The 12,714-nt window shown below is 74.7% G+C and carries 11 protein-coding genes; 4 read left to right on the forward strand and 7 right to left on the reverse strand.

Translation table 11 applies throughout. The features are described from left to right. The first annotated feature begins 4 nt into the window (after positions 1–4). Positions 5–283, forward strand: a complete 279-nt coding sequence (locus AC6CH9_RS17525; protein ID WP_047231082.1) for a hypothetical protein — start codon at positions 5–7, stop codon at positions 281–283. Positions 284–311: 28 nt separating this feature from the next. Here the strand turns inward: AC6CH9_RS17525 and AC6CH9_RS17530 are convergent, their stop codons facing one another. From AC6CH9_RS17530 to AC6CH9_RS17540, 3 genes are all read right to left on the reverse strand, one after another. Then, positions 312–1,364 carry a LacI family DNA-binding transcriptional regulator gene (locus AC6CH9_RS17530; protein WP_498156047.1) on the reverse strand — a complete coding sequence of 351 codons (1,053 nt, stop codon included), beginning with the start codon at positions 1,362–1,364 and terminating at the stop codon, positions 312–314. Between the two features lie 236 nt (positions 1,365–1,600). After that, positions 1,601–3,376: a discoidin domain-containing protein gene (locus AC6CH9_RS17535; RefSeq protein WP_498156048.1), complete on the reverse strand. Its 1,776-nt coding sequence runs from the start codon at positions 3,374–3,376 to the stop codon at positions 1,601–1,603. A gap of 169 nt (positions 3,377–3,545) precedes the next feature. Then, entirely contained in the window at positions 3,546–4,760 is a 1,215-nt protein-coding gene (locus AC6CH9_RS17540) for a glycoside hydrolase family 3 N-terminal domain-containing protein (RefSeq protein ID WP_498156049.1), read from the reverse strand. 204 nt (positions 4,761–4,964) lie between these two features. Here AC6CH9_RS17540 and AC6CH9_RS17545 point away from each other — a divergent pair, with 204 nt between their 5' ends. Next, positions 4,965–8,561, forward strand: a complete 3,597-nt coding sequence (locus tag AC6CH9_RS17545) for a DUF5979 domain-containing protein (RefSeq protein ID WP_498156050.1) — start codon at positions 4,965–4,967, stop codon at positions 8,559–8,561. A 97-nt stretch (positions 8,562–8,658) separates the two neighbouring features. On the opposite strand, the gene AC6CH9_RS17550 is transcribed toward AC6CH9_RS17545, so the two are convergent. Next, positions 8,659–9,087, reverse strand: a complete 429-nt coding sequence (locus AC6CH9_RS17550) for an SRPBCC family protein (protein ID WP_498156051.1) — start codon at positions 9,085–9,087, stop codon at positions 8,659–8,661. Positions 9,088–9,171: 84 nt separating this feature from the next. Between AC6CH9_RS17550 and AC6CH9_RS17555 the strand changes: the two genes are divergently transcribed. Beyond that, positions 9,172–10,098: a hypothetical protein gene (locus AC6CH9_RS17555; protein ID WP_498156052.1), complete on the forward strand. Its 927-nt coding sequence runs from the start codon at positions 9,172–9,174 to the stop codon at positions 10,096–10,098. A gap of 13 nt (positions 10,099–10,111) precedes the next feature. Here AC6CH9_RS17555 and AC6CH9_RS17560 read toward each other — a convergent pair whose 3' ends face one another. The 3 genes from AC6CH9_RS17560 to AC6CH9_RS17570 form a co-directional block, all read right to left on the reverse strand. Continuing rightward, positions 10,112–10,612 carry a nucleoside deaminase gene (locus tag AC6CH9_RS17560; RefSeq protein WP_498156053.1) on the reverse strand — a complete coding sequence of 167 codons (501 nt, stop codon included), beginning with the start codon at positions 10,610–10,612 and terminating at the stop codon, positions 10,112–10,114. 19 nt (positions 10,613–10,631) lie between these two features. Further along, positions 10,632–11,768 (reverse strand): threonine aldolase family protein, encoded by a 1,137-nt coding sequence (locus tag AC6CH9_RS17565; protein WP_498156054.1) that lies wholly within the window; start codon positions 11,766–11,768, stop codon positions 10,632–10,634. Positions 11,769–11,836: 68 nt separating this feature from the next. Further along, the gene (locus tag AC6CH9_RS17570) at positions 11,837–12,232 is read right to left on the reverse strand and encodes a hypothetical protein (protein ID WP_498156055.1); all 396 of its coding nucleotides are present in this window, start codon (positions 12,230–12,232) and stop codon (positions 11,837–11,839) included. 221 nt (positions 12,233–12,453) lie between these two features. Between AC6CH9_RS17570 and AC6CH9_RS17575 the strand changes: the two genes are divergently transcribed. Continuing rightward, on the forward strand, positions 12,454–12,693 hold the full coding sequence (locus tag AC6CH9_RS17575) for a hypothetical protein (protein ID WP_498156056.1): 240 nt from the start codon (positions 12,454–12,456) through the stop codon (positions 12,691–12,693). Positions 12,694–12,714 lie beyond the last annotated feature (21 nt).

Genomic DNA, 12,714 nt, shown 5'->3' on the forward strand with positions numbered 1-12,714 from the left:
AACCGTGTTCGTCGAGATCGACTCGCTGCTCAAGGTCGTCGTCGCCGGCCTCGTCGTCGGCGCGGGCCTGCCCGCCCTCTTCGCGCTCGGGGTCCGGCTCGCCGCCGGCCGCGCCGTGCCCGTCGAGGTCGGCACCCCGGACGGCCGTTTCACGTCCGACGGTCGCACCGTGCGCGTCGAGCGCGCCACCCGCGGTCGCCAGGTGGGCGCGCTCGTGTGCTTCGCCGTCGTCGTCGTCGCGATCGCCGCGGGCATCGCCTTCATCGCGAGCGGCGGCCACTGACCCGGCTCAACCCCCGCTCGGCGCGGGGTCAGGCGGAGTCGCGCACCACGAGGGTCGGGTCGAACAGGACCGAGCGGGCCTCGGTCTCCGGGTCGTCGATGGCGGCGAGCAGGAGGCGCGCCATCTCGGCCGCCATCTCCTCGACGGGCTGACGCACGGTCGTGAGCGGGGGGTGCGCCTGGTGCGCGACCGTGGAGTCGTCGAACCCGACGACCGCGACGTCCTCCGGGACGCGCCGCCCGGCCTCCTGGAGGACCGTGGACGCGCCGTCGGCCATGAGGTCGCTCGCGCCGAACACGCCGTCGACGTCGGGGCGCGCCGCGAGGAGCTCGCGAGCCGCCGCCTCGCCGCCCGCCCGCGTGAAGTCGCCCTCCGCGACGTACGGCTCGGGGAGGCCCGCGGCCCGCACGGCGTCGAGGAAGCCCTCGAGCCGGGCGCGCGCGAAGGGGACGTCGGCGGGTCCGGCGACGGTCGCCAGGCGCGTCCGGCCCTGCGTCACCAGGCGCTCCGCCGCGAGCCGCCCGCCCGCCGCCTGGTCGAGGTCGACCCAGCTCACGCCGGCCGACTCGTCCGCGCCGTCGAGGTGCGTCGAGAGCACGACCGGCACGGTCAGCGCGGCGAACCGCGCGGGGAGCGGGTCGCCGGAGCTCGACGTGATGAGCAGGACGCCGTCGACGTGGCCCTGGCGCACGTAGCGCACGACCTGGTCGTGCGCGGGCGGGTCGGCGGGCAGGATCGCGAGGTGGATGTCGCGCGGCCGGAGCACCTGCTGCGCGCCGGCCGTGACCCGGCCGATGTAGGGGTCGGTGAACAGGCGCTCCAGGAAGGGGCTGGTGTGCTGCCGCTCCGTCGGCTCGGAGACGACGAGCGCGACCGATCCGGTGCGTCGCGTCACGAGGGTGCGCGCCGCGAGGTTGGGCACGTAGCCCGTCTCGTCGATCGCCTTCTCGACGACCTCGACGATCGCGGGGTCGACCGTCGGCACCCCGTTGATGACGCGGGACACCGTGGCACGGGAGACGCCCGCGACGGCCGCGACGGCCTCGAGCGTCGGGCGGGGAGAGGAGCGACGAGCAGCCATGGCGTCAGTTATACCGCCCGCCCGGGCCGTGCGACCGGCTGTCCCCCGCGGGCGGGGAGCGGCCTCGCCACGGCCGGGACAGCGGGTGGTGCCCGACGGCGCGGGAGCAGCACCGCGCCGTCGGGCACCGGGTGCGGGCGCCGGAGGGGCGCCCGCCGTGGACCGGTCACCGGGGGAGGCGGAGCCTCACCACGGGAACGGGCCGGCGACCTGCAGGGGCCGCCGGGTGCGGGCGCTCACCGGTACACCCGCACGTAGTCCACGAGCATGCGGGACGGGAACGGCGTGCTCGCGTCGGGAGCGCCCGGCCAGTCCCCGCCGACCGCGAGGTTGAGGATCAGGTAGAACTCGTGGTCGTAGACCCACGGCCCGCGCGTCGACTCGACGGTCTCCTTCGACGCGTAGAACGTGTCGCGGCCGTCGAGCGAGAACTGGATGCCCTCGCTGTCCCACTCCGCGGCCCACACGTGGAAGTCGTCGGCGAACCGCGCGCCGCCCGGGAGCGTCGCCGGGCCGCCGTAGCCGCCCGCCCCCCAGTACGCGGGCGCGTGCAGCGTCGAGTGCGTGATCGTGGGCTCGAACCCGACGTTCTCCATGATGTCGATCTCGCCGTTGTACGGCCACGGGCGACCCTCGAGGAAGTCGGAGCCCATCATCCAGAACGCCGGCCACAGTCCCTGGCCCGCGGGGATCTTGATCCGGGCCTCGAAGCGGCCGTACTGGGTGTTGAGCGACGTCGACGTGTTCATGCGGTGCGACGTGTACTCGCGGCCCTCGGCGTTCTCGCGGCGCGCCTCGAGGACGAAGTGCCCCTGGCCGTCGTGGAAGCCGTTGCCCGACGCCGTGTAGACCTGGTGCTCCGCGTTCTGCGGCATCCCGGGGTCGATGTGCCACCTCGTGGCGTCGGCGGGCGTGCCGGCCGGGGCGTCGAACTCGTCGGACCAGACGAGCTCGAGGTCGTCGAAGTCGGGGTCGGCGGGTCCTGCGGGCGGCGTCGTGGGCGCGCCGCCGGTGCCGTAGACCTGGAGCTCCCACAGCGAGTAGCCGTACGGGCCGCTGCGGTCGTTCATGTGCACGCGCACGTGGCGACCGTCGGCGTCGAGCGGGATCGTCTCCTTGAACCCGCTGCCCGTCGTGGTGGAGAACACGGACCGCCACGACGACCCGTCGTCCGACACCTCGATGTCGTAGCCGGTCGCGAACGCGGGGTCCCACTGGAGGACGACCTGGGTGACGTGCGCGGGGGCGCCGAGGTCGACGGCGATCCACCCCTCGTCGACCCAGCCGGTGTCCGGGGACGTGGCCCAGCGCGACGCCGGGTCGAGGTCGAGCGCCTTGTCCGGGGTGCAGTCCCAGCAGTTCGGGTCGAGCGTCTGGGAGCTCGACGCCGACCCGGGCCTGCCGTAGGAGAGCAGGCGGGCGGCGCCGGGCTCGGGGTCTCCGGGACCGCCCGGCTCGCCCGTGCCGCCCTCGTCGCCGAACACCTGGAGCTCCCAGAGGGACACGCCCCAGACGGTCGCGCGCTGCGTCGCGGTGAGCCGCACGTAGCGCGCGGTGACGTCGAGCGGCAGCGTCTCGTCGCCGCCCTGGCCGTTCGTGGTCGAGTACGCGGTCGCCCACGCGGCGCCGTCGGTCGAGACCTCGATGCGGTAGCCGGACGCGTACGCCGTCTCCCAGTCGAGCTCGACGCGGTCGAGGTCGTGGACAGCGCCGAGGTCGACCTGGATCCAGGCGCCGTCGGCGTGCGCGCTGGACCAGCGCGTGCCGCGGTCGCCGTCGACGGCGGCGGCCGCGGTGCTCCAGTCGAACTCGGTGCTCGACGACGTCGCGGCGCGGCCCTGCGAGAGCGGGTCGCCGGGGGCGGCGGTCGCGGGCGCCTGGACGAGCGCACCGAGGGCGAGGAGCCCGACGGCGGTCGTGGCGGCCGCGAGGGCGCGGCCGCGGGGCCGTGGTCGGGGCCGTCGGGAGGTGGTGCTGGCGGTGCTGCGGGTGCCGCGGGACGCGGTGCGCATGGACGTGCTCCTTCGGACGTCGGACGGGTCACGAGCCGCTCGAGGAGTCGGGCGAGCCACTGTGCTCGCGCCGATAGAGCGCTCTCTCACACCCTGGACCAGCCGGTCCGCGGAGGTCAAGAGTGCGGAGCGATATTTCTTACTGACCAGTCAGCCAGTTGTTGTCGGGCTAGCTCAGGCGCTCCTTGGCGGCGAGCACGCGGAGCACCGCCGCGTCGACCTTCGCGGCGAACGCGGGGTCGGTCGTCGCGCGCTCGACGACCGCCGCGACCATGGGCTGCACGACGCTCGGGTCGGCGGACGCGAGCACCATGTCGCCGCCCGCGTCGATCGTCAGGACGGCGCGTTCGGCGGGTGACCACGCCTGCACCTGCTGCGCCGCGGACACGTCGTCCGTGATGACGACGCCGTCGAACCCCAGGTCGCCGCGCAGCATCCCGTCGACGACGACGGGCGAGAACGCCGCGGGCAGCGACCCGTCGATCTGCGAGTAGACGGCGGTGGACGTCATGACGAACGCGGCGCCCGCCTCGATCCCCGACGCGAAGACGGCGACGGACGGGTCGTCGCGCGTCGTCACGTCGTCCGTCACGCCCGCGTCGGTGTCGGTGTTCTCGGTGACGCGGCCCAGCCCCGGGAAGTGCTTGATCGTCACGTCCACCCCGGACGCCTCCATGCCGGCGCTGAAGGCGTTCGCGTGCGCCGTCACCGTGTCCGGCGTGGTGCCGTAGTTCCGCTGGAAGTACCCGATCGGCGGGTTCTGCGCCGCCGTCCCCTCGGGCACCAGGTCCATCACCGGCGCGAGGTTGAGGTTCACGCCCGCGGCGGCGAGCTCGCCGGCCCACGTCGTCGCGTCGGCCTGGAGCGCCGCGGGGTCGAGGCCCGCCTGGTCCGTGGCCGTGGGGATCTGCGAGAACCCGGGACCGCGCAGCACCTGGACGTAGCCGCCCTCCTGGTCGGTCGCGACGAACAGCGGCGTGCTGTTCGTGGTCTCCGGCGAGACGAGCGCCGTGAAGCTCGCGACGAGGTCCGCCGTCGGGCCGGTGCCCGCCTGCGACCGACCGGCGAGGAACACGTTGCCGACGTGGAGCTGCGACACGGCGTCGTAGCTCACCTGCCGGGGGTCGCTCACGTCGACGCCGACCATGAAGAGCTGACCGACCTTCTGCTCGAGCGTCCACCCGGCGAGCGGGTCCTCGGGCGGGGTGGACGGCGTCGGGGGCGTGGGCGACGGGATCGGGTCGGGCGAGGCGGTCGGCGCGCCCGAGGGCGACGGCGCCGGGGCGGGAGCCGGGCGGGTGAGATACCACGCGACCGCCGAGACGGCGGCGAGCGTGGTGACGACGGCGACGACGATCCAGGTGGTCCGGGCACGGGTGGTCACAGGGCGGGCACCTCCAGCGGCCACCGTAGCCCGCTCCGTCGCTCGGGAGGTCGCGGACACGTGCGCGCCGGGTGCTGACCGGAGCCGCGGGTATGACGCGCATCACCTCGATGCTCCCGTCATGATCCTCACGGGGGAGCGTCTCGTGTGTGAGAGGTACGGCCCGATCGGGCCGTACCGCATCGTCCGACCTTGGAGCCAGGCATGTCCCGTCGCCCACCCGCCCGCACCATCGCCCTGGGGGATCGCACCCGTCGCGTCGTCGCCGCGACGGTCGCCGCCATCCTCGCCCTCGTCGGGGCGGTGGTCCTGGTCACCGGGCCGCAGGCCCGGTCGGCCTCGGCGGCGCTCGGGTTCTGCCCGGACCCCGGCGAGATGCCCAACATCGGTCAGGCCCCGCCGCTCTTCACCGACAGCAACGTCACGGTGTACAGCGGCGGCGACTATCGGGCCACGGCGAGCGCCGCCGAGTCCGAGGGGCTCCTGGTCGTCGCCGGGGAGGCGACCATCGACGCACCAGGCAACTTCAGCATCGGTGCGGTGGGCGCCGGCTCGCAGATCACGCCGCCCGACGGCGCGGTGATGCTCGCCGTCGGCGGCGGGCTCGAGATCGCGGCCGGGACAGGTGTCACGGTCGGCTCGACGCTCCCGAACGGCGGTGCCGTGAACGTCGGTGCCACGGTCACGGGCGGGGGCACCCTCTCGACGGCCGGGACGACGCCGGGCGCGGACGCACCCGTCACCGAGGGCATGGGTCCGGCGGCGGTTGCGGACTGGGCCGACTTCGGCGACGTCATCGCGGACGCGTCGGCGACGATCGCCGGATGGCCGACGACCGCGGCAGGGGTCGTCGCGGGCAACCGCGTGACCTTCACCGGCTCCGGCACGGACGACCCGCAGGTGTTCACCGTTGGTGCGTCCGAGCTGGCCGGGGTCACGGAGGTCGTGTTCGCGGACATCCCGGAGGGTGCCGCCGTGGCGATCAACGTGGTCGGCTCCGCGCCCGTGAGCCTCAGCCCGAACTACTGGGAGGGCAACGGCTCGCCGTTCATCAACGACTTCAACTCCAACCCGCGCTTCGGCGACTGGGCGGCGCGCACGCTGTGGAACTTCGAGTCGACCCCGGAGCTGGCGCTGGGACGGGCGGACCAGTTCCTCGGGACCATCCTCGCCCCGGTCGCGGACGCGACGATCATGACGAGCACCAACGGCCGGGTCCTGGTCGGGGGCGACCTCACGTTCGGGGACCCCAGCGTCGAGGGCGGGCTCGAGATGCACAGCTACCCGTGGATCGGTCCGGGGCCGTTCGACTGCACCTCGGCCGCGAGCTTCGTCGTCCAGAAGACGGTGACGGGCGAGGCCGCGGCCGACGTGCCCGCCGACACGACGTTCGAGGTCGCGTACACGTACGAGGAGCCGGACGGGACGACCGGTGGCGACACGCTCGTCGTGCCGATCAGCGGCGCGCTCGTGAACGGTCCGACGCTGCCGGTCGACACCGTCGTGACGGTCACCGAGACGGACCTTCCTTCCGTGCCCGGCGTCGAGTGGGGAACGCCCGTGATCCAGGTGAACGGCGAGCCGCTGGGCGACCCCGCGCAGTTCACGATCCAGGAGAACCAGACCGTCACGGTGACCGTGGTGAACACGGCGAACGGCGGCGCCGTCCCGACGGTGGGCGGGTTCTCGGTGGCCAAGGCCGTGACGGGTGACGCCGCGGGGCTCGTCCCCGCCGACACCGCGTTCCTGGTCGACTGGGAGGCGGGGCTCCCCGAGGGGGCGACGTACGACGGCGACCTGTCCGGCACGCTGACCGTCCTCGCGGACGGGACCGTGACGAACGGCCCCTCCGACCTGCCCGTCGGCACCACCGTCGCGCTCGCCGAGCGGACGCCGCTGCCCGAGGTGGACGGCGTCGAGTGGGGGGATCCGGTGCTCAGCCCGGCGTCGCCCGTCACGATCGTCGAGGGCGCGACCGGGGTCGCGGTGACCGTGACGAACGTCGCGGCCGCCGTCGTCGGGGGATTCACGGTTCAGAAGGCTCTCGAGGGAGGCGCGGCGAGCGCCGTCCCCGGTGACACCGCGTTCCTGGTCGACTGGACCGCGACCGTCCCCGCGGGCGTCGCGTACGACGGCGCCACGTCGGGCACGCTGACGGTGCGCGCCGACGGGACCGTGGCGAGCGGCCCGACCGACCTGCCGGTCGGCACGACGGTGACGCTCGCCGAGCAGCAGCCGCTGCCCGAGATCCCGGGCGTGGTGTGGGGTGTACCGACGCTCGAGCCTGCCTCCTCGATCACGATCGTCGAGGGACCGACCGGTGTCGCGGTGACCGTGACGAACACGGCGGACGTGCCCGCGGAGATCGGCGGGTTCGCGGTGCAGAAGTCCGTCACGGGCGACGCGTCCGGGGCGGTGCCGCCCGACACCGCGTTCGTCGTCGCGTGGGAGGCCGAGCTCCCCCCGGACTCCGGCTACGAGGGAGCGACCTCCGGGACGCTCACCGTGCTCGCGGACGGGGCCGTGGTGGACGGGCCGCAGGACCTGCCCGAGGGCACCGTCGTGACGTTCACCGAGCAGGCGATCCCCGACGTCCCGGGCGTCGACTGGGGCACGCCCACCGTGTCGCCCGGCACCGTGACGATCGGTGACGGCGACGTTGTCGCGGGGGTCGTCGTGACGAACACGGCGACGGCGCGGACGGGCGGGTTCTCCGTCGCAAAGGCGGTCGAGGGCGGCCTCGCCGGGAGCGTGCCGCCGGGCACGCAGTTCGAGGTCCAGTGGTCCGCGACCCTGCCCGCGGGCTTCACGTACGACCGCCCGCTGACGGGGGCGCTCACCCTGCTCGCGGACGGCACCGTCGTCGACGGCCCGCAGGACCTCCCGGTGGGGACGGTCGTGACGTTCACCGAGATCAACCTGCCCGAGGTCGACGGCGTCGTCTGGGGCGCCCCCATGTTCTCCCCGGAGTCGGTGACGGTCGGGGACGGCGCGAACACCCTCGTCACGCTGACCAACACCACGCAGGACGTGGCCGAGGTCGGCGGGTTCTCCGTGGCCAAGGAGGTGACCGGCGACCGCGCAGAGCTCGTGCCCGCCGACACCCTGTTCACCGTCGCGTACTCGTACGAGCTCGACGGCACCCTCGTCGGTGGCTACCTCCGGGTCCCGGCCGACGGGACGGTCGTCGCCGGCCCGCAGAACCTCCCGGTCGGCACGGTCGTCACCTACACGGAGGCCGACCTGCCCGACATCACGGGCGTCGCGTGGGGCGTCCCGACGTTCAGCCCGCAGTCTGTGGTCGTCGGAGACGGGGACGACACCCTCGTCACTGTGACGAACACGGCGAACCAGGCGGCGGGCGGGTTCTCGCTGGTCAAGCGGGTGACCGGCGAGGCGTCCGCCGCCGTCCCGGCGAGCACGGAGTTCGTCGTGTCCTACGCGTACGACTCGCCCACCGGGACAGTCACCGGGACGCTGACCGTCCGCGCCGACGGGGTCCCGGTCGACGGGCCGCAGGACCTCCCGGCCGGGACGGTCGTCCGGCTCACCGAGACGGAGCTGCCCCAGATCGGTGGGGTCGACTGGGGCGCGCCGGAGTTCACCGTGGACGGCAGGGCGGTCACCGAGGTGACGGTCGGTGGCGGCACGGTGGTCGTGACGCTCACGAACACGGCGGGTGAGCAGGGTCTCGCGGTCACGGGCTCCGACGCGGTGCTCGTGACGACGCTCGCGCTGCTGTTCCTCGGGACCGGCGCCGCGCTCCTCGCGATCCGCGCCCGACGCGGCCGCACCGCCTGACCCTCGGGACGCCGTCGCCACCGCGACGCGCGACGGGCCGGTCACCCCGCGGGGTGACCGGCCCGTCGTCGCACGGCTCGCGCGAGGGTGCCCGACCTCAGTCGTGGCCCGCGAGCGTCGCGAGCGCCTTGGTCCACAGCGCGTGGGCGCGCTCGGCGCGGTCCGCCGTCTCGATGTTGCGCTCGACGACGCGCACGCGCGTCCCGGAGTCGTCCGGCTCGAGCGTGATGGCGATGTCGTGGTAGTTCTCCGGGACGTCGGGCAGGCCCATCGTCGGGGAGAAGTGCGTGAAGTGCAGCAGCCGCGGGCGCTCGACCTCGACGACGGTGCCCCAGTCCGCGAACTCGCGGCCCATGTAGTGGCCCTCGAACGTCACGGGGCTGCCGGGCATGAAGTCGGTCTCGACGTTCATGCCGAGCATCCAGCGGGCGCTCGGGTGCATGAGCTCGGCCCACACGACCTGCGGCGGTCGTGCGACGTGGATCTCGGCGGTCGTGCTGTGGTCGGTCAGGGTGGGGTCGCTCATGGGTACCTCGGGGGCTCGGGGGCGCGCTTCTGGGGCCGACGGTAGACCCTCCGGGCGACACCGGCAGCCGGTAGGTTCGGGCGCGTGACCCGACTCGTGCTCGTCCACGGCCGCGACAACCAGGGCCTCGACGCCGACGTCCTCGACCGCACGTGGACCGCCGTGCTGGACGCGGGCCTGAGCGCGGCGGGGTCCGGCCGCGTGCTGCACGACGACGACACGTCGTTCGTCTTCTACGGCGACATCCTCGCGGGGCTCGTCGCGGGCGACGCCGAGCCGCCGCCGGTGACCGTGCACGCGCTGGCGGCCCTGCCCGACGACGAGCTCGCGTTCGTCGCGGCCGTCGCCGAGGAGGTGCTGCGGGGCGCGGGAGCGGGCGTCCCGGCGCGCCCCGAGGGTGCCGGGACGGGCGAGGGGACAGAGAGCGGGGTCGACGTCGGGGCATGGCTGAACCTGCTGCTCTCCGCGCTCGACCGGTACGTGCCCGGCCTGAGCAGCGTCGTCGTCGTGCTGCTCGCGCGGGACGTGTGGGCGTACCTGCACGACGACTCCGTGCGCACGAGGATCGACGACGCCGTCGCGGCGGCGATCCCCACGGACGGCCCGGCCGTCGTGGTCGCGCACTCGCTCGGGTCGGTCGTGGCGTACTCGGTGCTGCGCGAGCACCCCGATGCCGCACGGTGGGACGTGCCCCTGCTGCTCACGCTCGGCTCCCCGCTCGCGATCCGGGCGATCCGCGACGTCCTCGCCGCCCGCGCCCCGCTGCGCGTGCCCGCCCCCGTGCGGCGCTGGGTCGCGGTGCGCGACCGCCGGGACGCGCTCGCGCTCCACGGCCTCGGCCCGGACGCGTTCCCGCTCGACCCGGCGACGCCGGCGATCGAGGACCTCGTCGTCGCGAACGCGGCACCCGGGCACCACGCGGCGGCCGTGCTGCTCGCCGACGGCAGCCCGGCGGGCTACCTCGCGCTCCCGGAGGTCGCGGGCGCGGTGGCGGCCGCGCTGGACGGCTGAGGCGACCTCGCCGTCAGGCTCGGGACACGCCGTGCAGGCGCGCGTGCAGCGCCCGGATCTCGGGCGCGAGCTCGTACGCCGGGCCGCGGACGGCGACGCCGGGGGCGACGTCGCCGATCGCGAGCGGGCGCACGGGTCCGGGCGCCACGCCCCACTCGTCGAGCCAGCCGACGAGCTGCGTCGTGCTCGACGCGTAGACGATCGGGCCGAGCCCGACCCAGGCGTGGGCCGCGCTGCACATCGCGCAGTGCTCTCCCGACGTGTACACGACCGCGGCGCGCCGCTCGTCGGGCGTGAGGTGCTCCGCGGCCCAGCGGGCGATCTCGAACTCCGGGTGCCGGGTCGCGTCGCCGTCCTTCACGCGGTTGCGGTCCTCGAAGCGCACGACCCCGTCGTGGTCGACCAGGAGCGAGCCGAACGGCTCGTCGCCGTCGTCGAGCGCCTCGCGCGCGAGCTCGACGCAGCGACGCAGGTGCAGGAGGTCGTCAGGGGTGGGCAGCGTGTCGGGTGTCATGGCGCCCATCCTCGCCCGGTCAGCGCGCGACCGCGAGGACGCTGCGCACGTCCGCGACGAACCCGTCCACGTCGTCCGGGGTCGTGTCCCACGCGCACATCCAGCGGACCTCGACCCGGTCGGGCGACTCGCCCGGCCCCCAGTCGTAGAAGCGGTGCCGCTCGCGCAGGCGCTCCACGGCGGCGCGGGGGAGCGTCGCGAAGACCGCGTTGACGAGCGTGGGCTGCGTGAAGGCGAGGCCCGACGCCGGCGCGGGGACGGCGTCGTCCGGCCCGAGCGCGGCGGGGACGACGACGTCCGCGAGCCCGGCGCGCAACCGCCCTGCCATCGCGTTGGCGTGCCGTGCGTTGCGCAGCCACAGCTCGTCCTCGTCCGCGATCTCGTCGACCTCGGCGACGGCGTCGCCCACGGGCTCGAACAGCGCGAGGAGCTGCGCGGAGACGTAGCGCATCTTCGACGCGAGCTGCATCGTCGCCTTGCGCACGAACTCGACGCCGTCGACGGCCGACGGGTCGAGCACGACGACCGCCTCCCCGAGCGCGAGCCCGTTCTTGGTGCCGCCGAACGACAGCACGTCCACGCCCGCGTCCGTGGTCAGCGCGCGCAGCGGGACGTCGAGCGCCGCGGCGGCGTTCGCGAGCCGCGAGCCGTCGAGGTGCACGCGCATGCCGCGGGCGTGCGCGGCGTCGGCCACCGCGCGGAGCTCGGCGGGCGTGTAGAGCGTGCCGAGCTCGGTCGACTGCGTGAGCGACACGACGAGCGGCTGCGCGCGGTGCGGGTCGCCGAGGTCGCCCGCGAACCGCTCCACGGCGTCGGGCCGGAGCTTCCCGTCCGGCGCCGGGACGGCGAGCACCTTGACCCCGCCGACGCGCTCGGGCGCACCGTTCTCGTCCGTGTTGAGGTGCGCGTGCTCGGTCGCGACGACCGCGCCCCAGCGCGGCAGCATCGCCATGAGCGCGACGACGTTCGCCCCCGTCCCCGTGAGCACCGGGTAGGCGGTGGCGTCTGGGCCGAAGCGGGCTCTCACGGCGTCCTGGAGGCGCGCCGTCCAGGGGTCCTCGCCGTACGAGATCTCGTGCCCGGCGCTCGCCGCGGCGAGCGCGGCGAGGACGTCGGGGTGGGCGGGGGAGTAGTTGTCCGAGGCGAACGACGTCACGTGCCCAGGGTAGGCCGCGGCCGGTCACCGCCGCCCCGTGCGGGCCGTGACCCGGCCGGGCGACCGGTTCACGCGACGAAGGTCCGCCAGGCGCCGCAGTCCTTGATCGGGCCGCCTGCCGAGAGGTCCTGCCGGCACGCACGGACCGACACGGACTTCCCCTTCGACATGCCGCCCGAGTACCAGTACACGCTCGAGCCGACCCCGTCGCTCGCACGGACGGTCCTCGTCGTCCCGTCGAACCGGACCTGCGCGACGGCGCTGGCGCCGTCCTTGCGGTTGTCGACGACCGCGACGTACGCGCTGTGGCGCCCCGGGTCGTTGGGGGCGAACGTCGCCCTCGCGTAGTACGGGCTGCCGGCGCTGTAGACGGTGCCCGAGGTGCCCGCGGAGGCACCGATCGCGGTCCCGAGCACCAGGGCGCCGGCCATGGCGGCGACGGCGACGAGCTGACGAGTCCTCATGCGTGCTCCTTCCAGGGGCCGCTCCGTCCGGAGCGGCGAACAGCCGTGACGGCGGACGTCCGGATCGTAGGCACCACCGGCTCGGGCCGGCCATGGGCACCCGTCCCCATGGGGGAGGAGCGGCGGCCCGCCGCGCGCGAGCGGGGCCCGGCGCGCCTAGCGTCGAGGAGGGACGCCGCGGGCGTCCCGAGGAGCCGCACGAGCAGCACGGAGGTGCAGCCATGACCACGAACCCTGACGAGCCGGGCACGGAGCCGGTCCCTCCGGTGGAGCCCACGGTCGAGCCGCCGAAGTCCCCGGGACCGCCCCCGGACCCGTCGGAGCCGCCCCACGACCCGAGCCACGCGGACCCGGTCCCCGGCGAGCCGCGGCCCTCGGACCCGACCCCCGACTCACCGCCCGACTGGCCGTCGTCGCCCGGCCGGCCCGTCGGCCCGGACGAGCCGAGCCACGACGACTGAGGACGGTCCGCGCGTCGCGCT

The organism is Cellulosimicrobium sp. GQ32, assembly GCF_059758455.1.

Excerpts from the sequence above, each read along its gene's own strand:
- AC6CH9_RS17530 (WP_498156047.1), bottom strand. The coding sequence starts at position 1,364 with ATGGCTGCTCGTCGCTCCTCTCCCCGCCCGACGCTCGAGGCCGTCGCG.
- AC6CH9_RS17545 (WP_498156050.1), top strand. The coding sequence starts at position 4,965 with ATGTCCCGTCGCCCACCCGCCCGCACCATCGCCCTGGGGGATCGCACC.
- AC6CH9_RS17550 (WP_498156051.1), bottom strand. The coding sequence starts at position 9,087 with ATGAGCGACCCCACCCTGACCGACCACAGCACGACCGCCGAGATCCAC.
- AC6CH9_RS17560 (WP_498156053.1), bottom strand. The coding sequence starts at position 10,612 with ATGACACCCGACACGCTGCCCACCCCTGACGACCTCCTGCACCTGCGT.
- AC6CH9_RS17535 (WP_498156048.1), bottom strand. The coding sequence starts at position 3,376 with ATGCGCACCGCGTCCCGCGGCACCCGCAGCACCGCCAGCACCACCTCC.
- AC6CH9_RS17575 (WP_498156056.1), top strand. The coding sequence starts at position 12,454 with ATGACCACGAACCCTGACGAGCCGGGCACGGAGCCGGTCCCTCCGGTG.
- AC6CH9_RS17570 (WP_498156055.1), bottom strand. The coding sequence starts at position 12,232 with ATGAGGACTCGTCAGCTCGTCGCCGTCGCCGCCATGGCCGGCGCCCTG.